This is a genomic window from Paenibacillus sp. J22R232, from assembly GCF_056269165.1.
The window spans coordinates 64,441-87,663 of sequence record NZ_JBWDNK010000020.1 but is presented as its reverse complement, the minus strand read 5'-3'; the positions used below and the strand labels follow the sequence as shown (position 1 = coordinate 87,663).

At 52.2% G+C, this 23,223-nt stretch carries 12 protein-coding genes; 3 read left to right on the top strand and 9 right to left on the bottom strand.

Annotation, left to right across the window (positions count from 1 at the left end; all coding sequences use genetic code 11):
• Nucleotides 1-360 precede the first annotated feature (360 nt).
• A complete protein-coding gene (locus tag AC0YN3_RS30085) occupies nt 361-1,674 on the bottom strand; it encodes an anti-phage deoxyguanosine triphosphatase (RefSeq protein ID WP_475778595.1) in 1,314 nt (437 codons plus the stop codon).
• Between the two features lie 98 nt (nt 1,675-1,772).
• On the opposite strand from AC0YN3_RS30085, the gene AC0YN3_RS30080 reads away from it, so the two are divergent.
• Complete coding sequence (locus tag AC0YN3_RS30080) at nt 1,773-2,336, top strand: guanylate kinase (protein ID WP_475778594.1); 564 nt, start codon at nt 1,773-1,775, stop codon at nt 2,334-2,336.
• Between the two features lie 64 nt (nt 2,337-2,400).
• Here the strand turns inward: AC0YN3_RS30080 and AC0YN3_RS30075 are convergent, their stop codons facing one another.
• The 8 genes from AC0YN3_RS30075 to AC0YN3_RS30040 all read right to left on the bottom strand — a co-directional run bounded on the left by AC0YN3_RS30075 (nt 2,401) and on the right by AC0YN3_RS30040 (nt 20,650).
• Nucleotides 2,401-7,398 (bottom strand): S-layer homology domain-containing protein, encoded by a 4,998-nt coding sequence (locus AC0YN3_RS30075; RefSeq protein WP_475778593.1) that lies wholly within the window; start codon nt 7,396-7,398, stop codon nt 2,401-2,403.
• 253 nt (nt 7,399-7,651) lie between these two features.
• Nucleotides 7,652-8,569, bottom strand: a complete 918-nt coding sequence (locus tag AC0YN3_RS30070) for an ornithine carbamoyltransferase (RefSeq protein WP_475778592.1) — start codon at nt 8,567-8,569, stop codon at nt 7,652-7,654.
• Between the two features lie 137 nt (nt 8,570-8,706).
• Nucleotides 8,707-9,111, bottom strand: coding sequence for a WapI family immunity protein (locus AC0YN3_RS30065; RefSeq protein WP_475778591.1), 405 nt, complete (start codon nt 9,109-9,111; stop codon nt 8,707-8,709).
• Nucleotides 9,112-9,170: 59 nt separating this feature from the next.
• Nucleotides 9,171-10,181, bottom strand: coding sequence for a CE1 family esterase (locus AC0YN3_RS30060; RefSeq protein WP_475778590.1), 1,011 nt, complete (start codon nt 10,179-10,181; stop codon nt 9,171-9,173).
• A 176-nt stretch (nt 10,182-10,357) separates the two neighbouring features.
• Nucleotides 10,358-12,217, bottom strand: a complete 1,860-nt coding sequence (locus AC0YN3_RS30055) for a 3'-5' exonuclease (RefSeq protein WP_475778589.1) — start codon at nt 12,215-12,217, stop codon at nt 10,358-10,360.
• A gap of 112 nt (nt 12,218-12,329) precedes the next feature.
• A complete protein-coding gene (locus AC0YN3_RS30050) occupies nt 12,330-13,172 on the bottom strand; it encodes a class I SAM-dependent methyltransferase (protein ID WP_475778588.1) in 843 nt (280 codons plus the stop codon).
• A complete protein-coding gene (locus tag AC0YN3_RS30045) occupies nt 13,162-13,998 on the bottom strand; it encodes an XrtA system polysaccharide deacetylase (protein ID WP_475778587.1) in 837 nt (278 codons plus the stop codon). Before AC0YN3_RS30045 ends, AC0YN3_RS30050 begins: the two co-directional genes overlap by 11 nt.
• A 181-nt stretch (nt 13,999-14,179) precedes the next feature.
• A complete protein-coding gene (locus tag AC0YN3_RS30040; RefSeq protein ID WP_475778586.1) occupies nt 14,180-20,650 on the bottom strand; it encodes an S-layer homology domain-containing protein in 6,471 nt (2,156 codons plus the stop codon).
• A 276-nt stretch (nt 20,651-20,926) separates the two neighbouring features.
• Between AC0YN3_RS30040 and AC0YN3_RS30035 the strand changes: the two genes are divergently transcribed.
• Both AC0YN3_RS30035 and AC0YN3_RS30030 read left to right on the top strand, forming a co-directional pair.
• Nucleotides 20,927-22,117 carry a glycosyltransferase family 4 protein gene (locus tag AC0YN3_RS30035; RefSeq protein ID WP_475778585.1) on the top strand — a complete coding sequence of 397 codons (1,191 nt, stop codon included), beginning with the start codon at nt 20,927-20,929 and terminating at the stop codon, nt 22,115-22,117.
• Nucleotides 22,118-22,168: 51 nt separating this feature from the next.
• On the top strand, nt 22,169-23,137 hold the full coding sequence (locus AC0YN3_RS30030; protein ID WP_475778584.1) for a metal-dependent hydrolase: 969 nt from the start codon (nt 22,169-22,171) through the stop codon (nt 23,135-23,137).
• Nucleotides 23,138-23,223: the final 86 nt, after the last annotated feature.

Genomic DNA, 23,223 nt, shown 5'->3' with positions numbered 1-23,223 from the left:
ACGCCGCCAGCGTTCGTCCTGAGCCAGGATCAAACTCTCCAAATTGGTGTTTGACTTGCTCATTACTTGTTATCGCTTTTTCGCTTATCCCGAAGGATTTGCGAGGCAGTTATTACTCGTTGTTCAGTTTTCAAAGAGCAATCTTTTCTTTCGTTTGTAATGCTTGTTTTGCTTGTCGTCCGCGTGTTTCTCTCGGCCGGAATTAGAATATATCATGTATTACACTATCATTGCAAGTCTTTTTTTGAAATTAAATATAAAAAACTTTAAAAAAACGATTCAAAGCATGTATAAGTCATAGAAACCCTGCCAAAGAAGCGCTTCTATGACCTATATAAATGCCGGTAATTATCAACTATATTAAATATCGAAAAGCCTGCCGCCCGCCGCCTCGTAAAGGCGCGAATACATTTTCAACGCATAGGTATCCGTCATCCCTGCGATGTAATCGCAGACCAGCCTAGCATTCAGCCTCTCGGAGGTTGGGCTCCAGCTTGTCTTCTCGTCCTCTGGCAGCAGGTTTTTGTCGTTCAGCATGGCATCGAACAGCTTCTCGATAATTTTACCGCCGCGCCATTCGAAGGTTTGTACCTTTTGCGAGAAAATGACATGTTCTACGACAAGTGTTTTCAAGTCTTCCAAAAGCTGAGTCGCTTCAACTCCAATTACCGCCTTATAACGCAGTCTATTAGAAGCAAAATTCGGCTGCACGTCTTTTACCGCAATTTCGTGAATAAAACCCGATACCAAATCAGCAAAGAACCGCTTCGTCTGTTTGTGCCGGTCGGTACTCTCATCCAGGAAAATGCGCAGCGCCTCCGCTATCCTCACCGATGAGATCATTTTATGCCGCTCGACCACTTCGCATAGATCCTCCCGTTTGATCAGATTCAGCTTAAAAGCATCCTCCAAATCATAGGTCGCATACGCGATATCGTCGGCTAGTTCAATGATCGAGCACTCAAACGTTTTGTTTACTGTTTTTCTGTGCTTCCCGGCCGTCGGCTCCGATACGCTAGTGAAGTAAGCCTGTTCCTCCTTCGAAAACGCCTCTATCACCCAGTCAAACACAGGCTCGTCCTCTTCAAAAATGCTGCTTTTTGGCGGTTTAACCGTCACGTCCGGATTATTGAGCCGCTTCATGCTTGCAGGATATTTGAGAATGGATAGCAAGGATGCCCTTGTCAGGTCAAGTCCCGCCTCACGGTCTCCTTCCCTGCTGGTCAATAAACGAAAGGTATGCGCGTTGCCTTCAAAATTCAGATCGAAAGCGCTCATGCATTTGTTCAAAGCGCGCTCACCCTGATGGCCAAACGGCGGATGCCCCAAATCATGTGCTAAAGCGGCCGTTTCAATTAGAGAAATATCTATTTTATTCTCTGAATTCAGAAAGAAGCCGTCTTTTTCATTTAACGTTGTGGCAATTCCTCTGGCAATTTGAGATACTTCAAGGGAATGGGTAAGCCGTGTCCGATGGAAATCGCCTTCGCTGATTCCGATTACCTGCGTCTTGGATTGCAGGCGGCGAAACGCAGCCGAATGGATCACCCTGCCGAAATCCCGCTCGAAGCCGTCACGGATCGAAACCCGCTGCTTCGCATTCTCCGTATTGAAATGCCGCTCCGTATCTTGTTCATTATAGAACGGATTGGATGGATGATTGATCAGAATCATAGGTTCGCTCCCCGGTAAGTTCTTTTAGAGCCATTTTAGCAATATATGGTCATTAATGTAAGGGATTGTTGAACAGATCACAAAGGAGCGCTTACGCCTTGGGCAAAATATTCGCATTCTACGGACCGTCCGCTTCAGGAAAGTCCGAAATCCAGAGGGAGCTGACCGTCATTGGCTACCCCAAAATCATTACCGCTACAACCAGGCCTCCCAGATTGCATGAGGAAAATGGGGTCCATTATCTGTTCATGACGACTGAGCAATTCGAGCATGCGCTCGCTGAGCATTCATTTATTGAATGGACCAGCTACAATGAAAATTATTACGGCACTCTAAAGTCGAGTATAGAGGAGGTGCTTCGGCAAGACGGCAAAGCGCATATCGTCCTTGATCTAGCTGGCGTTCTCGCGCTTAAGCAGCTGTACGCTGATACCGTGGCCGTGTATATTGGAGCGAATATTAGCACCATAACGCGGCGTCTTAAGCTCAGAGGAGGCGCCGCGGACGAAACCGTTAATCGGATTCAAAAAGCTGAGCAGCACGAATTGAGCATCGAATATACGCAGCATGCCGATGTCATCGTCTGGAACCATGACGGCGTTGACTTCAACGATACGATGCTGCGCATAAAAAATATTATAGCCGGCAATCAAACCGATTAAAGGAAAAGCAAGAGCTCCTCTTGTCCGCTTGGGACGAGGGAGCTCTTTTTGATGCCTACGTAGTCTATGAAATAAGCTCTGACTTCTGTAATAGCCTCTGAATAATCACAGCAACCTCTGCCCTGGTCAGATTCGCTTGGGGAGCCAGCAGTTCAGGCGTTCTACCCTGTACGAGCCCGCCTTGCAGGCAGTCCTCAATTCCGCTAAGCGCCCATTCCGCAATAACCTCTTTATCTTCAAAATCATCCACAAGCGATTCCGTGCCAGCAGCCGGCAGCTTAGCCTTGAGTCCGGTAAGCTTCATTGCGCCAGCAAGAATCGTCATGGCCTGCTCACGGGTTATTCTCGCTTGAGGCCGGAATGTTCCATCCTCGAAGCCGTCAATGAGTTGATAGGCATAAGCCGTTTCGACCGCATCCGCATACCAAGCCGCTGACTCCACATCCATGAATGTATCGGCAGCCTTAACCGGCTTCAAGCCTAGCGCGCGGACAACCATCGCTGCGAATTCGCTTCTTGTTACGTTCTGGTCAGGTGCATACCGATCTAGGCTAACTCCGTTCAAAACCAACCTAGCACCTAAGTCGAGTACCGCTTCCTCGGACCAATGACCACTCATATCCGTAAAATGAACGGAATGACTCACAAGCGAATAGACGCTGTTCGTTAAGCTGTTTATTGCCGCAGCATATTTTCCGTCCTTCTGTACGATTTGGGTCGGCACATGGCGCACCGTTCCATCCGAATCGATGACGATAGCCGTCGTCACGGTGTTAGGAGCTACACCGTTAGGAATGGCTATGGATCTTTCTACGAATCCATTGAATTGGTTGATTACCGACGTTCGATCTCCATAAACGGCCGTAACCTTGAAATCGTAAGCTGAGCCTGCCAGTGCAAAACCATATTCCGATGCGGACGACTCCAACAGCGTCTGATCGCTTGCTGCCGGTTTGCTGATTTCAATACGGAGCTTTATCGCTTGGAGCTCAGCAGATTGGCCGAACGTCTCCGCTAATGCTTTTAGATTAAGCCGACCCGCCGGAAGCACGTATGCAGCTCCGGCTGTTTTGAGCTCAATGACGGCGTCCTTCTGCTGGAGCTTCTCCAACAGCTCAGCCGTCAATTCCGCGATCAGACTCCCCGTTTGAGCTGTCGCTTGGATCGAAATGACCGCATTAGCCGGCAGGGATGCAAGCTTATTCGGGAGCTGCCTCGCATCAAGCTTAACGGTAGTGACCGTTTGGCCGTCTGCCGTATTCGTTTCGACGGTTCCAAGCTGCTCTTCTATGCCATTCAGAAATACGGAAGAGCCTGATGGCGTTGGTGTCGATGACGGCGTTGATGTCGGTGTCGATGTCGGTGTTGGTGTTGGTGTCGGCGTTGGTGTCGGCGTCTCCGGCGGGTTGGTCGGCTCGACCGGTCCCGTGCTCGACTGTGGCACGGCGCTCACTTCATTAGAAGCAGCGCTCTCGCCCGCATCGTTAAATGCTTTTACCACGAAATAATACGCAGTACCATTACTCAGCCCCGTTGCTTGATAGTGGTAGACCGAGCCTGTTACGGTTGCGGCTTTCTCCACATAAACGCCAGATTGCGTGCTGACATAAACGTTATAGCCTTTAGCTCCATCGATCGCGTTCCAGCTCAAGTCCGCTTTTCCATCGCCAGCAGTCGCTCCATTAATAGCAGGAGCGTCCAACGGCTCTGGTTCTGTCGGGTCTGTTCCTTCTAAAATAGGCTTCATATATTCCGCTAAGCGATTTGCGATTTTCACATGCCCGGCACTCGATGGATGCTGGCTATCAATGAAATCGACTGACGGATAACCGGCTATCCAGCCCGTCGTGTCTACGTAATGAAGCTTCGAATCGCCTGCTTCGATCCGGCTGTTGACCGCTGCAAGCGTCGGCGCAGCCTTATAGCCGCCGAGCGTCCTCAGCGCGAAAATATGAGCATTCGGAAATTTGCTTCGAATGTCCGCTAGAAATGACGTATACGTATTTTGGAATGCCGCATCATCAACGTTGAACTTCGCGTCGTTCGTCCCTAGATTAATTACGATGGCTGTAGGCTCATACGTGCTGAAGTTCCATGCGGGCGAACCAGGATAATCACCAGTCTGCAGCTTAAAATATTGCTCGCTCATGCCAAGCTGATTCGGTGCATAACAAGCAAAGCCTGTCTGCAAGCAAATGCCCGTGTACGCAATCTGCGTATGGTCGGCATTCAACTGTTCACCCGCCAGCCACGCATAGGAAGCGATGGATACATTCGAAGTCATATAGCCAACCGTAATGGAGTCGCCAATAAACTCGATGAACTGCTCCCGCTTAGGCGGCTGCACCGTCGCTGTACCTAAGTCGAGCAGCAAGCCTTCGAAGGCGAGAACATCTAACACGTCCCGAGATGCAACAGTCAGCGTATGCGTTCCCTCATCAAGCGGAGTCGGTGTCAGAAGAACCGTACCGTTCGCGTTCGTGTACGACTGGTAGTCTCCATCGTCAATTTTGACGAAAAGGTTCGCAGCGCCGCCTAATTTCAGCCTCACGCTCGTCCCCGTGAATGACGTTCGCAGCGAAGCACCCGGCCAATAGCTTTTGTACACGTCCTGCGAGCTTTTGTCCCAGCGGCCAATGTACGCAATGTTAGCGTCATCCGGCGCAATAGCCGTCATCGGTGCTTCCGGCTCCGTAACGGTGAATGTCGTTTTCGCGCTTACGTCCCCATTTTGCGATTTGGCCGTAATGACGGCTGTCCCCTTACTAAGTGCCGTAACCAGCCCACTGTCGCTGACCGTTGCCGCGTTAGCATTGCTCGTGAACCAGATGACTTTTTTGTTTGTCGTTTCCGCGGGCAGCAGCGTCGCCGTTAACTGCTCGGTTTGGCCGGTAGCGATCGTAGAAGCCGACTTGTTCAGCGTTAAGCTATCCGGGAATACCTCTGGCCCGTAAACCTCAAGCTCCCATAGCGAATAGCCGTAAATGGTTGCCCGAACCGTACCGTACATCCGGACGTAACGCGCATCCACTTCATTAAAGGTGACCGTCTCAACGCCGCCTTTGCCCGTTGTCGTGCTGAATACCGACTGCCAATTGGATTCATCTGTGATATCGTTAGCAACTTGAATGCGGTAGCTCTTGCCATAGGCGCCTTCCCAGAACAGCTTCACTTCGTTGATCGCCTTGGTTTCGCCAAGATCAACGTAGATCCAGCCCGGATCAATGCCGCGCTTTGAGCCAAAACGCGTAGCCAAATTGCCATCGTTCACGTATGGCGACGTATCCTCCGCGCCGTCGTTCGACGATCCGATTGCAGGCTGGCGCAGCGCAAGGTTCGTGCGGGTACGCGGCTCCGGATTTTGCACAGGTTTAATGGTTACACCGCTGTAAAACTCTTTGCTGAGAAAATTCAGCTCATGCAAATTGGTCGCAGGCTGTGCTTTGCCCGGCATGTACACATTTTCAAACGTAATGTCGGAAATTTCAGCGCCCTCGACGCCTTTTAGCTTCGAAAAGCTTTCGCCAGCGTCGCGAACCGTAATATTTTTTACCGTAACGCCCGTAATCGGTCCGACTCCGGCATTGCCTCCGTTAATGGTGAACATCGTCATCCATGCGCTGTTGTCTTCATTCTTGCCGCTGATGTCCTCAACGTCTATGTTCTCGAAAGTTACGTCGCTCACGCTGCCTGCACCATATTTATGATGGATAGCGAAGCCAACGGCAGCCTTGTAGACGACGCCGTCCTTGAAGGTAATGTTGGATTGATCCTGCATGACGCCTTGCCCGATTTTGTAGCCGTAGCATAGGGTCCATGAGATCGCATCCTCAAATAGCACGTTCTTGACAGGCTCCGGACTGCCCGGCCATGGCACTTTGCCCGAGGAGATATCGGTATCCTCACGCCAAGCCTTGGTGGAATACGGATCATCGAGCGCGACGCCGATCGAATTGCGCACGACGACATTTTGCGATTCGCAAATATCGATGCCGTCATTCTCGCCCATGCCGAGGCTGTTGAACATTTTGAGATTCGTAAAGGTCAGGTCATTGGAACGAACGGGCACAACCGCCCAGCCCGACGATTCTCTAATAATAACGCCGTCCATGCGGAAGTCGCTTGTCGCGATCGGCACGACGAGATTGTTAATCATGCCTTTGCCGTTCGTGCTTTTGTCATCATGCAGCGCTTGCCCGTTGCCGTCGATCGTCCCTCGCCCGTAAATCTTAATGTTCGTCGAATCGAAGGCGGTCGAAATCCACCACGTAGCCGGACGGCCCATCGAGTCCTTGAACCAATGCTCGGTGTAATCGGCCGTTTTGCCCGTACCGACGAAGGTGGCTCCCGGCTGCATGTAGAGCGCCGTATTGCTCCGTAGCACTAGATTCCCGATGTAATACGTGCCTCTCGGAACGTACACGATGCCTTGCTCGCCATTACCTTGTGCCGTACCGTAGCTGCTTGCGTCATTAATTGCCTGCTGCAGCGCCACCGTTCTCTCGGTCACGCCTGTTTTCTCACCCGTAGCAGTGATGCCGTATGGCGCAGCAGTCACGTTGAAAATACCGGCACCTGACGCGTTCGGCACATCCGTTTCCGCCGGATCGGCAGCGATTACGATCTTGGTCGTACGGTTATTCATCATGACGATCAGATACTCATCCTGCTGCGTCGTGAACGTAATCGTCCGGCCGGCGACCGAATCAGCCTTAATGCCTAGCTTTTTCGGGCTGATCGCATACTCATGCACCTTATCCGTATTCAGTATCGTGAGCTCATACGTTATAGCCCCCTCCGACGCAGAAAAATTCGCGTAATCATAGTCGTTATACGCTTTGATTACCGGAATATCCACCCCGTTCGCCTTTAACGAATAGTTGGCCGAAGCCACGTATTTAGCCGATTGCTGGTAAGCATGGATCGTTGCAGGACCCGCTGCCTCCGCGGCCGAGTCCCCAGCTGCTGCCTGCGCATGCGGAGCCGGAATGACCACGGTCGATGCGAGGACCCCGAATACCAATGCCAAACTGAACCATTTTCGAAAAGCTAACCTCATCATAAATCCCCCTTTACTTTTTCGTGAAAGCCCTTTCACAAATAAGTATAGAGGGAAATGAGGATTGGCTTAATGCGGCAAATCCCACATTATGGACAGCTTTCTCAAGTAATTGGCTGCCGGAGAGGGGAATATAAGGGTAAGTCAGCTTGTAAGTGGCTTGGTTCCCCCTCCCCGTTATCCTGTCGATCAAAGCATGATTCGATGATTATTGAACAGGACTTTCCACTCCGCTCCAGTAAAGCCGAATACGGCGTCAACCGATGGCGAGCATATCCATAAGCAGCGCTTTCTGCACATGCATTCTGTTCTCGGCCTGTTGATAGATGATCGAGCGTTCAGCCTCCACCAGCTCGGCTTCAATCTCAAAGCCCGGATGAATCGGCATATCATGCATCATATAAGGCGAATGTCCGGCAAGATTCCGTCTGTTCAGCTGGAAAGGAAGCATCGTCGCCAGCCTTTTATTTTTCTCTTGCTCATAATGCTCCTCATGAAAAAACTCCATGTCGATCCATGTGTCCGTATATACGAAATCGGATTGCGAGGCTGCTTCGGACAAGCTGCTCACATTGACGACATACCCGCTTTGATAAGCCTCCCGCATAAGCTCTTCGTCCCAAGAAGGGGCGTTAATGATCGGCGTCACCAGCAGAAGCTTTATGCCCATGGTCATACAGCCGGCGACGAGAGAATTCGCTACATTGTTATGGATACCGACATACGTTAACGTCATTCCTTTGAACGTTCCCGCTACCTCGTAAATAGTCATCAGGTCCGCGAGCGCCTGGCAGGGATGATATTTCTCGCAGCAGCCATTGATCACGGGAACGCTAGCGTATTTTGCCAGTTCGAGTATGTCAGAGTGTTTCTTGAGCCTTGCCATCATGACATCGCAATTTCGGGAGGCATACCGAGCTTCATATTGGATGGGAGAGAGACTGAAATTGCTGGCATCCCAGTCCATGACGACCGAGTACCCGCCCATTTGGTTCATACCGGATTGAAAGGACAAGTTCGTCCTCGTCGATGTTTTCTGAAAAAGCATCAGCAGCCCTTTCCGCTCGGCGGCATGGTAGAACTGCTCGGGGCTGCGTTTAACCTCGATCCCCCGCTCAATGATGGCTTGAATCTTCTCCGCGTCCCATTCTTTTAATGACAACAAGTGTTTCATGGCTTCGGCTCCCTGTTTTGAATACTTATACATAGTAATGAATTAATATTCAATTTAAAGCGTGCACGATGTTTTGTCAACCGAAATGAAAAGAATCCCTGCAGCAGCTACAGGGATTCTTCCGAAACGAAGGCAGATCATAATTTGGCGATCCTTTCAAGATCGGACGGGTTCATGTCAAAAGCGCCCGAAACGGTTCTATTGGTAGAAGCGTTTTCCAGATATACATGTTTGGAGAGCAAGTACTCCATTATAAAATCGCCCTTACGATTCACGCTTTGAATCGTAAGCTTGCATTCCTGCGGGCTCATACTCTCTAACGATGCTGTTCCTTTGCGCGAAAGATGCAATTGAGTCACTGCCGACCGAAAGGCAGCGAAGTCACTCAAACGAAACCATACTTCCCGATTCTCGCCGCTATAACCGTTGTCCTGTATGATGATGGAAAAAATGATAGCGGGCAATGGCCCTTCTTCGGATCGTACAAAATCTAACGTCAGGAAGGCTTGCTTATTTACGGACTCTATTCGCATCGTATGCATCGTGTCGGTCCCCCTCTCAGCCGAATAACCATTACTTGCAACCTTTCGCTTACCCTAATCTACTCCCCTATGACCCTCGAAGGCAGCTGGGAAAAAAACGACCATACAGCCTGTGGAGCATTTAAGTCTCTGGTCGTCTGTCCTAGCATTCGAGATGCCCGGTAATGCGCAGTCGGAACGACATGCCCTCCTCCAATCACCGTATACTGGAGCACTGGTGCTTTCCCTGCCTCGGAATAGCTTAGCTCCAAAACGGAGGTGTCGCCCGACTTGGGATTATGAGGCAGAAATGCTGCAGTCGGCATAGACGCAATGCCATTCACCTGCGCATAATAACGTGCCGTTTCACTAGCTGATAGCGCAGCTCCGCGCGGCTGAAAACCGAACAGGCTCATGACGCCGCCGTTGAACGGAACCAGCGGGTCCTTCGTTCCTGCCACAAGCATAACAGGAATCGGCTCGCCCGTTGCTTGGCAGGAGAAATTATTAGCTGCCGGCTGTGCTGCGGCAATGGCTGCAACTCCAGCGAAGTCGCCCGCCATCTCAGCCGCTATGCGGAATACGAGCTGACCGCCATTCGAATATCCAGCGGCAAATACGCGCGACTTGTCGATACGCTGTTCAGCAGCAAAACGGTCGATCATCGCCCGAATAAAGGCGTTCTCGTCGATGTTCTCCTTGCTCGAAGGATAGTCAGCGGCGCCGCGGCAGTCATGCCAGTTGCCCTTATATCCATCCGGGTATACGAGCACTGCCCCATCCTCGGCAGCAAGCCTATCAAACTCGTAGCCCGAAGCTTCCCGAATAGTCTGCCCGTTCTGCGACGTGCCGTGGAATATAAACATAAGTGGGGCATTCTCCTGCAAATTATCCGGTATGAACGCTCGATAGGTTCGCTCATGCCCGTCTATGCTCACACTGCCGCTTATGAGCTTCGCAGCTAACTCGGGCTCCTCCGGTGCCGGCGCATATACCAAATATAAATAACCGCTGCCAATAATAAGGACTATAGCTGCCGCGATGCTCCCTAGAACGATTCCTTTTCTGCTTTTATTCCCTGTTCTCTTCATGTTAGAATTCTCCTCCAATGCTATTTGCTGAATGGAATCGATTCTAACACTTGGAGTCGACTCCAAGTCAAACAGAAACTGAAGTCAAAATGAGAGAGAGGCCCGCTTGCATAAAAGCCCGTCCAGGATGCATCCCTGCTCCTTGACGGGCTTTCCCATTCTTGCCTACGAATAATTTATCCCATGTTCCTCGAAGCTGGCTTCTTTTCCTTGCGCTGCTGCTGGATTTCGTCCAGGTATAGGGTGAACTTCGAATCTCCGCTGTAGGATATAAACAACCAGTCCAGCGCGCGGGTCATCGCCATGTAGAACCTTGCCGTCTCTCGTTCCTCAGCTTCTTCCAAGGCGTAGGGCATGTTCTCCGCATTCACTAGAAACACTGCGCGGTAATCGCTTCCTCTCGCATCGTCCACAGACGATATCGCTACGGCGTCAGTCAAGTCGCCTGAAGCCCGGACCGTATCGGCATTCTCCTCCGATAACCATTGGAACGCAAGGCCCTGCCGCCGCAGCTCTTTGCGAATCTGATCGATATAGGAGGAGTAGTAGTTATTTTTGACGCGATACAAAATAACCATCTCCCCATAGGGAACCTTCTTTTCGTTATGCAGGTATTGAATCCGTTTGACGACGGCCTCCAGCTCCTCCTGCAAATTTCTGCAGCGCAGAATTGCAGGCTCCGGGCCTTTCCGCCTCGTGCTATGGGGAGGAATCAACGCAACGCCGTCCATCGAGCCTTCCTGCATCTTATTGTCCAGCAGCGAGTGCTGTTGATAGAAATGCCAAGCGAATTGTACGATCTGGGCTGTATTCCGGTAGTTGACGGATAGAATGCGCGAACGCTCTTTGCTCTCCGTACTCGCAGCCGCCATGCTAGGAATCAGCAAATGGTTCAGCAGCCTTAGCCACTCGCGGTCGAACTGCTGGCCGTTGTCGATTAGAATCGCATCATACGTCGGAAGGATCGCCTCGTTGCTCTCCAGCTTCTCGATCAGGCCCGCAATGCCCGCTTCCCTTATATTCAGCACCTTGCTCAGCCACTCATGAAAATAATAGACCTCGACGTTATGCTTCCGTTTCTTATCGTCCTTTTGCTCTTCCAGCATCACCCAATCGAATAAATCCTCAGGCTCCTCCATAAGCTCATCGACCATGTTCTGAAGGCTTCCCGAAATCGTATGGCTATGGCTTAAAATGACAATTTTCCATTCCGGATGATGCTTCGCAATGATCTTGGCTCGGTTGACGAGCATAAGCGATTTGCTGCCAATGCCTGCCGCTGCAATCCCGTCATCCGAAAGCAGCTTCGCCGCAAGCTCCTGCTGCACGTCCATCGCCTCGATCCGGTGGAGCGACAGCAGAAGCTGGTCCTGTTCATCGCCGAGCTGGCGGAACTCGGAGCCCAGTCGTGCTTCGGGGTACAAATGGCTACGGATGGCCTGCATATCGGCAAGCGTCAGCATATACCTTTTGCGGCTCCATTCCGCAAACATGCCATGTATTTTCTCAATGAGCAGATCGGCCGAGAAGCCTTCCCGATCAGCATCCATTTCGTCACGGCAAAGCACAAACGTAGGGGAAATGACATCGCCGAGGCCAAGCCTCTCGAAATCCTCCTGCTCCATTCGGCTAAATACGGTTCCGTGACCGCAAGCAAACTTCAGAACATCTGCTCGTCCTTCCCGCTGCAGGGCCAGCTGCGGATCATCCTTAAGCCGCCTCGCGAGGCGGCGCGCTCTATCCCTCGCCTGCTTATAGGGGTTCTCCACCGCTTCCATCCGTCCCGCAGAAGCGTAAACCTGCCATTCGTCGATATCTACCTGAACGATAGAAGACTTCGTATAATCCTTCACATCGAGCACCAAGAGCCCCAGATCCGGACCTATAATGACAAAATCAGGCCGATCCCCCTCGATTTCCGGTTCGAAATAAACCACGTAATCTTCGGCCAAATACGTCTTCAGCGTCCGAAACACCGATCGCGCTCCCGGTGTCGCACTTGTCCGAATAACCTCAGGGACCATGTATGCCATCATTTGTCACCTCTCGTTCGCTTTAATCTCGTTCATTTAAGTATAAAGAATATTGCAGCCGATGGGTAGCCAATCCTGCGTAAAAGCAGCGTTTCTGCCCGCGAGTCATTCTTCCTTATCGCTCCGCGGTCATTGCGAAATAGACCGGAAGCACGCCTAGCCGCATCGAGTCCGCAAAGGTGTACAGCCGAATATGGCGGAACCCCTTCGCTTCCAGCATTTTGCCCAGCTTCCCCGTCGTCAAATAATTCGCCTGCGAGCGGCTAAGCGCTGGCTGTACGGTTCGTGAACGGAATAGCCTGCTTTTGACGAACGAGTACGTTTTAAGCTTGAGAATGCCCTTCCTCGTAAAAAGATAGTCCCAGCCATAACCGGAGCCATGAACGAGCAAAAACACCTTCCCGCCTGGGGAAAGCACCCGGTAAAGCTCCTCCACTGTCTGCTCCGCATCCAAATACTGCAGCGCTGCCCGGCATATGGCCAAATCAACAGCCGCATCGCCCAGCGGAATGTGATGCGCATCCACTGTTTTCGTTATAACCGAACAGCCCGGCGTACTCGTGTGCTGGAGCAGCGCCTCCAGCAGCGCAATTTGATCCGCATCGGAGTCAAAGCCATAGATCAGCTCCTGCCCCTGCTGGAGCAAGGAAAATATCGTCGCGCCTGCCCCGCAGCACAGATCCAGAATTCTGCGGCGCTCGTCCGCCTCCTGCCGAAGAAGAAGGCCGAAGGCGTCCGGCTTGTATCGCTGCCTATAGTGCTCGTAGCAGGCGTAGCCGAACGATGGATCATTGAGCTTTCCCTCGCTGGATATGACGCCTTTTGCCAGCAAGCTTCGCCTGACCTCAGGAGTCGGAAGCGGACCGCTTTCCCAGCGTATTCCGTTCTCTATGCTGAAGAAATAGGCCGTTGCCTCCAATAAAACGCTTTCCAAAATGATTTGCGCTTTAGCATCCAACTTGCCGCTCCCCTCCAACCTGCGGGTAATAGCTGCGGATCGACATGCATTTGAAATCGGACAAAAGCTGTTTTAACTTCATATGCGTATGGGCAAGGCCATAATACCGCCTGAAGCTGTTAAGCTTGGAGGTATCGTATATATGCGGCTGTTCGTGATCCAAATCGTACGGATGGATGTAAAAAACGAAGGAGTCGCGTTTCTTTATGATTTTTTTAGCGCCTAGACGGAATGCCTCGTACGGATATATGCGAAAATATCCGCCGCCGCCCCAAGGAATATGGATACCGTTCATATCGTAAACCGGCAGCGGTATTTCCCATAGTGCCTCCCGAATTTGGTAGGCATGCGTGCTGGAAGCCGGCAAATCGAACTTGGCGTAAAGCTTGTTGAAGGTGTTCGGGATGAGGCTTGAATCATATGTAAAGCCTTCTTCGGCTAGCAGGTCCAGTCCCCAATCCGTCACGGAAAAGCAAGGTGCGCGGTACCCGTTCACTTCGGCGCCTATGATATGCTCCAGAATATTTTTGGACATGCGTATGTCTTGCCTGAACTGCTCGGGGGACTGCTTGTAGACCAACCGATGGGAATATCCGTGCGATGCAATCTCATGGCCTCTGCGGTGTATTTCTTTGATGAGCTCGGGCTTTCGTTCGGCAATCCAGCCGAGTGCAAAGAAAGTACCCGTCGCCGCATGCTCGTCCAATAAATCCAGGATCTGATGGACCGGCTTCTCCAGCCTTAAAGCATAACCCTCCCACTCCGAGAGCGACAAATCCGGGCTGCAAAACCAGTCCTCCACATCGACAGTAAAAGCCATTCTCATGACGATCCCACCCTTCTCCCCTATTATTCCTCATACGTCGTATGATGGCAACATTTGTATGAGCTTGGATGATTTTGGAGGATGAGATGACGGCTGCCCGCTGTTCTTGCAGCAAAAAAAGAACAGAGCGCCAAGTAGAAAACTACTTGCTGCTCTGCTCGATTTTGTTGCCATGAAATACCTATTTGTTCATGCCGTTAAGCAAGTTCACGATCATTTGAGCGCTCTCGGCTCTTGAACCATTCGCTTTAGGGGCAAACAGCTCAGCCGTGCGTCCATTCATCAGACCAAGCTCCGCAGCCGATTCGATTGCGGTGATGGCCCAGTCGGGAGCTGATCCCGTGTCCGTGAATCTTCCCTTGCTTGCAAGGACAGCAGCCTGATCATTCATCGCATAGCGATAAGCTCTGACGAGCATAGCCGCCATTTCTTGACGGGTAACGGTCGCATTAGGCGAGAACATATTCCCGCTTACGCCATTCACGATCCCCGCTCGCTCGGCAAGAGCCACCTCGTTTGCATACCATTTCTGCGGAGCTACATCGGCAAACTGCGAGGTTTCTTGCCCTGTTATGCCTAGCGCCCTTACAAGCATAGCCGCAAACTCAGCTCGTGTTACCGCTTGGCCCGGGTTAAAACGTTCAGCCGATACGCCTTGAACGAGCTGCTTGGCCGCAAGCTCCTTCACCGCTTTCGCTGCCCAGTGCGTTTGCGGCAGGTCGAGGAAGGACTTATCATATTCCAGCACCGCATATTTGCTGAAATGGTTGACCGTCGCCGTCAGTCTTCCGTTCGCCAGCTTGCCTCCTACGTATTGAAGCTTGCCATCGTCAGCCAAATAGTAAATGCCGATCAAGCTTGTATCCGCTGACGGGTCTACGGCAAAAGAGATAGTGAGCGGCTGCTCGAACTTGCTTAACGTGACCGCTTGGCCGGACTCTGTCTTCATCGTCAAGCTGAATTCGAGCAGTCCGCCCGCGAGCTGCAGCCCGGCTCCAGCTTGGTTGCCCGCTTGCTCTAGTAAGCTTTCCACTTCATTGCCGGTTACAGCTTTGGCTGTCAAAGTAATGGTGCTCTTATTCACTTGATCTGCCGGAAGCAGCTGCGTTAATTGTGCAAGAACCTGCGCGGGAATGCTGATCGCTAGATTCATAGCCTCTACTTTAAACGGAGCTCCAGCCAACAGCTCAGCCGTGTTACCTGGTAACACTAGTTCTTTAAGCTGCGTATTCGTTACAATCGCAACCTCGCCATTCGCGTTTTTATCCGCCAGCTGCTTATCCGTCACTTTCACCACGCCGGACACATCAGTCGTTGGTGTTGGCGTCGGTGGTACCGTTGATGTTGGCGTCGGTGGTACCGTTGATGTTGGCGTCGGTGTTGGTGTAGCCGTTGGTGATACCGTTGCTGTAGGTGTTGCCGTTGGCGTCGGGCTAGCCGTTGGGTCTGGCGTCGGAGCCGGTGTAGCTTTTGGCAGCACCTTTATCGCAAGCTCCGCCTTTTTGCCGCCATAGCTTGCCGTAATCGTCGCTTCACCCGCCTGCAATGCCACAACGATGCCGCCATCCGTAATCTCGATGATGGATGGGCTGCTGCTCGTAAGCTCTGCTTCGCCGCTGACGTCTTTGATGCTGTCATCGCTATAAATCGCGGTCAGTTTTGCTTTTGCCGCTTGGCCTAAAACCATTTCGAGCGGCAGCTCGCTCAGCTCCAGCTTGCTCAACGTGATCTCCGGCTCATTCGCCGTAACCGTCAGCTCGTATTTGGCGCTAAATCCTTTGTAAGCTGCGGATATTTCCGTCGTGCCTTCTTTCTTGGCATGCACGATGCCCGCTTCGCTAATAGCAGCGACTTCCTCATTCGAGCTAGCAAAAGCAAGACCCTCGGAAATGGCCTCTTTTCTGCCTGAGCCGTACACTGCCTCTACCACCGTCGTATCCGCCGCTCCGATTTTAAGCGCCTTTTCCCCGGTAATCGCAATGCCTTGCAGCACATCGGTAACCGTGATCCTACTCTCTGCGAATACATCCGGGTACCCTTTAACTGCTGCCCTTACCGTCGCTTGCCCCGGCTTCACCGCCGTAACAAGGCCCGACTCGTTTACGCTAACTGCGCCCTCGGGCTCCGAATGGACGACAGACCATGCCAGCTCTTTCGCAGTCGCTTGATCAGGCCGTACTTCCGCCATAAGCGTGATCGACTGGCCTGCTTCAAGCTCCGCAGTTGGTTGATCCAGCGTAACCGTCTCCGGCTCAACCTTGGCGATAGCAAAACGGTCAATCTCGCGGCCATCCACAGCCCTGCCAATCACGACAATCTCATTTTTCGTAATTTCAACTGCCGTGAAGATTTGCGCATCCTCGTCAAAAATCTTCTCCTGCCAGTAGCGCGGAGTGAGCGCATAAAACTTAGGGCCCGATGAGCCGCCGATTACGTACCGCGTGCCCTGTCCCTCGGCAACCTGTTTGCCATCCTTCATCGGATAGGAGCGCATATAAATATGGTCATGCCCGTTCATGACGAGATCTACGCCATGCTTGTCGAAGACCGGAACCCACGTCGATTGAACCTTCTCATTCGCATATATGCTGCCATACGGACCTTGGTGGAAGAAGACGACCTTCCATTTTTTGTCCGTCTTCGCCAAATCATTATCCAGCCACTGCGCCTGCTCATCAAAAATCTGGTTGGACATTTCCGTATTCATCACGACAAAATGCGTATCCTTCACGTCGAAGGAGTAGTTCGAGCCTTTTACGCTTGCAGCACCGTTTTGCGGATTATGGAACTGGGCCAAATAGTCGCCTGCGCCGTTCGTGCCCATCACCTCGTGATTTCCGATAATAGGTACAAGCGTCGTATGAAGAAGCTTCTCCTGCGCCGCTTCGAACCACCAATCCCATTGCTCCTGCTCGTACCCTTTGTCGACGATGTCTCCCGCATGGACGAGCATTTCCGCATCCGGCATGTAGGCCGTAGCTTTGTCCAGCGTATTGCCCCAAAGCGCGAAGCCCGCCTTCGAGTCAGCCTGCGAATCGCCGATAAACAAAAATTTCATCGTATCGCCAACAGCCGCGCTCGTTCGGAACGCGCCTTGCTGGCTCACATTGGTCTTGCCGTCGCCAACGCGGTACACATAAGCCGTATCCGGCTCAAGCTGCGCAGCTTCCGCTTTGTGGACGCGCATCGTTCCGTCATTATTGGTGTTATAGATGGAGCTGACGCCTGTTATTCGTGTTACATTATCGTCCTCGAAGCTTGTGAATGCCGACTGCTTCACCAGCTCAAGAACCGTATCCGCCGTGAGCGGATCCGTCTGCCAATTGAATTGGCGTGACGTGCTCGGATCGCTGCCCATCGTTACATTCATATTGCGCGGCGCTGCCGTTCCGGCATATGGCGCCACCTTGAATGTCATGACCGGGCTGTACGCGCTGCCTTTTACCGCTTGCACCGTATACGTGCCTACTGCCCCGGTCGCTACCGACGTAGTCAGCCTGCCGTCACTTCCGGATGCCGCATCCGCAACCTCTGCTTGATTGAATAACAGCTTCGCATCCTGAACTGCGGCATCGCCCTGCATGGCTGTCACTTTGAAAGCTGCCTCGTAACCCATGCCGATCGCAAAATGATCCCAGTTCAGCTTCAGCTGCGTCTTCACATTCGCCTGCGCCGCAGCTCCGATGAAGCTAATCGGCGTACCCGTTCCCTCCGTGGAGATGACAGACCCTGACGTATTCGCAATAACGAGCGGCTTCGACACTTCAACCGCCACCTGCTCCAGCGTCAACGGGCCAATATAATCGTTACGAACCGTATATTCGATTTGTCCGATCAGATCCGTGTCAGCAAGATTAGCAGCATTTAAATTTAATAGGTTTAATCGAACGCTGCCTTGCGCCGCATCAATGACCGCCTCCAGCTGGCTCTCCTGCACCTTGCTGCCGCGGATGAGCTTCATATCCTTTACGGCTGTCGGGTCAAATTGAAAGGCAATATGCCCTTCCTTCAGCTTGCTCGCTTTCTCTGCGCGAATATTCAACGTATACGTGTTGCCGACATTTTGCTCGCTTGGCGTGTCGTATACATAATAGGGTGAGCCTAGGTTGACCATGAAATACCATTCTTTGATCGTCTGATTGCCGTCCATATCGCGAATCGCTATCTTCACCTTATGGCGTCCCTCCGCAAGCGGGATCGTCGGCTTATACGTAATGAGGCCTGCTGGCGGGTGGAAGCCATGCTCCACAGGCTGATCATCTACGTATACGCGGGTTTTCGCCGGATCAATTAGCGTCGTGCCGGGATGCTTAACCGGATCATAGCCGGCATCCTCGCCATGGACCGAGATCGTTGGCGTTGCTGTTTTGATAACCGCATTCTCCGCCGGATAAATATCTTTGAATACCGGAGGAGCCGTGTCCTCCTCAAGCGGTCCGTAAATCGCTCGTATATCGTCGACATACAGCGCGCCGTCTGTCTTTTTCACATTGCTTGTCTCCATGTAACGAACCGGCATGTCCATGGTGAGCGGCGTCGCTTTCCCTTTGGGTACGTTAACCTCAAGGTACTTCCAGCCGGTCCAATCTACGCCGCTGATATTATCCGTGAAATCAACCGGTATAGCCGCATTGTTGCCATCCCTTAGCTGGGCGCGAAGCCAGTGCTTCTTGCCGTCCCCGTATACCCACATGCTGATTTTCTCCGGATAACCGGGGATTTGAATCCGGTTCGGCGTGCTCGATGCCGCCAAGTATGCACCCGACGTGCCTGTTTTGCCGATAAAATCATACTCCAGCTTCAGCGCCTTATTCCCGCTTCGAATATAATCCTGATCAGTCACTTCCACGATTTTCACGGAATTCGCGGCAGCGCTGGATGCGATGTATTTGTCTAAGCCGGATTCAAAATCCTCCAGCATAACAGGCGGCAGACCAACGTTCACTTCGAACGAGGTTTCCACATCGCCGTATTTCACGAAGATTTTGCCATGCTGTCCGTTCTCCTCTGTCGCCTGGAAAATTCCGTTCTCATCCACGGTCCCAATGCTGCCTTCAACACGCCATTCAAAGCTATGGTTATCGGCCTGAATCGTTTGACCATTGCGCAAAGCTTTGACCGTCAAGGCCGCTTTCGCTCCCGAAGTATAGGTTTTGATGACATCGGGAAATTGGAGGCCAGTCAGTAGATCGACCACCTCAATTTCTCCTTGCCCCTGCACAGAACCAGCCACTGCTGTAACGGTTCCCGTCGCAGCTGCCGTGCCAGCCGTAAAGATACCTTCTGCATTAATCGATCCGAGCGTAGGATCAACTTGCCAGTTGAGCGCACCCGAATAAGCTGCTGGGTGTCCGTTGGCATCGATACCCGCTGCTTTGAACGTATACGTTGCGCCTTGCAAGATGCGCTGCGCGTTCGGCTGAACCGCCAGCTTCGATGCCGTCTGAAGCTCAGGAGCGGTGTTGATGAGCAGCAATCCGTTACCCGTTTTCCGCTCCCCGCCGTCCGAGCCTTGATTCAGCATCTGAACCTTGTTCGTTCCTGGGAGCTTAGCGACGAACGTAGAAGAGCCACCTCCGTCAAGGTTCATGCCGTTAACAACACCCATGTCCTTCAGCATCATGGCAAGCTCATCCGTTTCAACGCCTTCGCTAAAGCCCGGAGATCTCCCATCAATCTCGAAGAGGACGATGCTTCCATCGGCTTTTGTCCCGATTGCCGTACGTGGATGGACGCCCTCAGGCCCAACATTCAACTGCGGAATGCCATCCTTCACGAGAGGGCCTTGGCCTCCGATCGCTACCGTCACTTGGCTCCAATCACCGTCTAAGGCAAAGCTTGCGGTAAGCTCGTCACCCGTCTGGAGCCCCGCGATAACCGCGCGAGACGTGCCTGATGCAGATAGCACAACCTGACCTTGGGCGAGCGCCGAATCCCCTTGATCCTTGCGGACCTCTGCCACCTTCAGCTTCATCGTCTGCCCGCTTTTCGCATCACCCTCCACGATATCCAGCACGACCTCATCGCCAAGATTGGTCGACTTTGTCGAGGCATTATAATCTGCCGTGTAGAGGACAAGCTGGTTCGTATCCCTGTAACGGTTAATACTCGTAAGATTGGTCGTCACGCCGCCGATCGTAACCGTCTTCGTCAGCTTCGGAGCGCCATAGATCGAGGAACCGTCTGCTTTCAATCCGAAAGCGTAAGCGGAGATGGAGCTATTTAGAATACGGCCCTCATCCATAAACAAACCATTCGGCACGCCGGTTGCAAAGCCGCTGATTTCATAGAAATCACCGTTAATCCCGGCAATGACGCGGCTTCCCGGCGCATCCGCATGAGCAGCCATTTCGGTCACGCCCTTCATGCCGTACACTTTCCCATCCTTCGTGCCCGCACGAAGCTCTAAATTCGGATTCTTCGGGTCAAAAGCGACCGCGTGTATTTTTTGCAGTCCGCGTTCATTCTCCATATCCATCCAGGTGTACATCGCACCCGGAGCCAGCTCTGCTTGGCGAATGTCGATGACCTTGCCGTATTCCGTAGCTGGAAGATCTGTAATAGCCGCATGAACGATGAATGCCGGCTGAAGTAACGAGAGTAATAGAGCAAAGATTATGAATGCGTTCGTTTTCCTTAAATACTTACTCACTCTTTCATTCCTCCTCGTGAAGTACCGCTGCCCATTCCTTGGGCAACGTCATAGAAGTAATAATAAGTAGTGAGTATGTTTGGGATGTTAGTGGGGGGTTAAGAGATTGTGAAGGGAATACGTGAAGAAGGACGCGCACTATATAAACCTGCCAATTAAAAACTGGTTCACTATCGCTTCTGCGGCGTAAATTCATCATTTCTTTACTCAATTGCGCATCAGAGATAATAATCATGCTCTACTGTGAGGATATCATCCCGGAAGAGGAGTGATTCCATGCGAATTGCCGTGTTCTCCGACACTTATGTCCCGCAGATCAATGGCGTTGCGCTTACTTTGAAGCGATGGACCGATTATTTGTCCGATCATGGCGTTGAATCCATGCTGTTTGTGCCCACCGCGCCCGCGCCGGAACCATCCTATGAAGAAGAGGTGTGCAGGCTCGCCAGTATTCCTCTCTTGCTCTATCCGGAACATCGGTTTGCCATTCCCAATTTGCTGCGGATTCGCCATCAGCTTTCACGGCTCAAGCCTGATCTTGTCCATATCGCCACCCCCTTCAATGTCGGGCTCGCCGGCTTGACTGCCGCCCAGAAGCTGCATATCCCAGTAGTTGCCTCTTACCATACCCATTTCGACCATTATCTCGATTCCTATCGCTTTCCGTTCGCCCGTGCATGTTACTGGCCGTATATCAAATGGTTCCACCGCTCCTGCAGCGCCATATTCGCGCCTTCGCTCGAGACGATCAACCGACTGGAAGACAAGGGACTACGTAATCTTGCGTTGTGGACCCGAGGGGTGGACTGCGATTTGTTCACGCCCGAGAAACGCTCGAACCGCATTCGCGAGCTTTACGGAATGAAGGAGCAGTATCTGCTTCTGTTTGTCGGCCGTCTGGCGCCGGAGAAGGATTTGGATATTCTCCTTCAATTGATGAATCGACTGCCTGAAGAGATTCGCGGTCAGGTCCACTGGCTCATCGTCGGCGACGGCCCCATGATGGAGCAGGCCAGACAGGAGGCTCCTCCGAATGTTACGTTCGCCGGCTACCAGAGCGGAGAAGCATTAGCGGAATTGTACGCCTCCTCGGATCTATTTGTGTTCCCTTCATCGACCGAAACATTCGGTAACGTCGTGTTGGAGGCTGCAGCGTCCGGCCTTCCTTCTATTGTCGCCGACAGCGGAGGCGTAACTGAGATTGTTCAACATGGGAAGACCGGGATGCATGTGAAGGCCAGACATACGGAGAGCTTTCTAGTTGCATTGACCGATTGGATTGAGCGTCCGGGGGACTGGCAGGATTTCGGGGTAAAAGCCAGAGCTTTCGCGCTCACGCGCACATGGGACCTCGCAATGGAGTCGATTTACACACGCTGCGTGCAGATTGCCGAAACGGAGCATAATCAGCTGGCCGCTGCAAAACAAACGATGGCATGCATCCGGGAAGAAAGCGAAACGGCTTGAAGCTAAAACGGGATATGTTCACATCTGAGCTTCACTAGGAGGTACAGGGATATGGATACCGGAACACATCTTCTTACTGGCGCCACCTTAGGCGGGCTGGCAATTTCACTTGCCGATCCCGCTCTTCTCAGTCATTCGACCGTCGTTTACGCGATATGCGCGGCGACAATCATTGGGTCAAGCGCCCCTGATTTCGATGCCGTCATTCGAATTCGCGGGTACAAATCGTATTTGCAGCATCATCGGGGCTTCAGCCATTCTCTGCTTATGCTTGCGGGGTGGCCAGCTATCCTCGCCCCTTTGATTGCCCTCGCCTTTCATGCCTGGGCTTATCTGATCCCGATCTTTCTATGGACGATGGCCGGGGTCGTATTCCACGTGTTCCTAGATTTGTTCAATGCATACGGCGTGCAATGCTTCAGGCCAGTTTCACGAAAATGGTTTCATGCCAACACCATCCCGATCTTCGATCCGATTCTGTTCGTTTTTCATGCTGCGGGTCTGCTCTTATGGCTCTCCGGCGTCTTCGGGGCCACGGCTATTTTCCCGCTCGTCTATGCGTTAACCTTTCTCTTTATCGGATACCGTGTCCTGATCGGCCGCATCATGCTGCGTCATGTCCGCAGGCGATACGGAACTGCCGGTTATTCCTTTCTGATTCCGCGCGGACTTCCCCACAAGTGGAAATACGTCCATGAAACCGGGCAGGCCTATATCACCGGCTCGATTCGCGGATTGGCGTTCGAGGAAGAAGCTATCTTTGAGAAAGGGGAACAGAATGACGTGATTCAAGCGGCGATGGGCAACGACGGCGTGCGCACGTTTCTCCATTTCACGCATCATGTTCATATCACCTGCCAGAAGCTTCAGAACGGATACCGGGTCGAGCTGCGTGATCTCCGTTTTCGACATGGGCGTAATCTCCCGTTCGGAATGGATGTCATGTTAGACGAACGGCTGCAGGTGACCGGGGACACGATTGGGTGGAGAAAAAAGATGTGGGAGCCTCCTTTTGCTTGATGAGGGGGGAGGTTGAGGGGTAGGTATCTAAGAGAGGCGACTTGAAAAGCTGTGCCTCTAAATGAGGTCATAAAGCAAAGAGGGTG

What these genes read in the sequence shown, in the direction of transcription:
- AC0YN3_RS30085 (WP_475778595.1), bottom strand. Translation starts at nt 1,674, where the DNA reads ATGATTCTGATCAATCATCCATCCAATCCGTTCTATAATGAACAAGAT.
- AC0YN3_RS30075 (WP_475778593.1), bottom strand. Translation starts at nt 7,398, where the DNA reads ATGATGAGGTTAGCTTTTCGAAAATGGTTCAGTTTGGCATTGGTATTC.
- AC0YN3_RS30070 (WP_475778592.1), bottom strand. Translation starts at nt 8,569, where the DNA reads ATGAAACACTTGTTGTCATTAAAAGAATGGGACGCGGAGAAGATTCAA.
- AC0YN3_RS30065 (WP_475778591.1), bottom strand. Translation starts at nt 9,111, where the DNA reads ATGCATACGATGCGAATAGAGTCCGTAAATAAGCAAGCCTTCCTGACG.
- AC0YN3_RS30060 (WP_475778590.1), bottom strand. Translation starts at nt 10,181, where the DNA reads ATGAAGAGAACAGGGAATAAAAGCAGAAAAGGAATCGTTCTAGGGAGC.
- AC0YN3_RS30055 (WP_475778589.1), bottom strand. Translation starts at nt 12,217, where the DNA reads ATGATGGCATACATGGTCCCTGAGGTTATTCGGACAAGTGCGACACCG.
- AC0YN3_RS30045 (WP_475778587.1), bottom strand. Translation starts at nt 13,998, where the DNA reads ATGAGAATGGCTTTTACTGTCGATGTGGAGGACTGGTTTTGCAGCCCG.
- AC0YN3_RS30035 (WP_475778585.1), top strand. Translation starts at nt 20,927, where the DNA reads ATGCGAATTGCCGTGTTCTCCGACACTTATGTCCCGCAGATCAATGGC.
- AC0YN3_RS30030 (WP_475778584.1), top strand. Translation starts at nt 22,169, where the DNA reads ATGGATACCGGAACACATCTTCTTACTGGCGCCACCTTAGGCGGGCTG.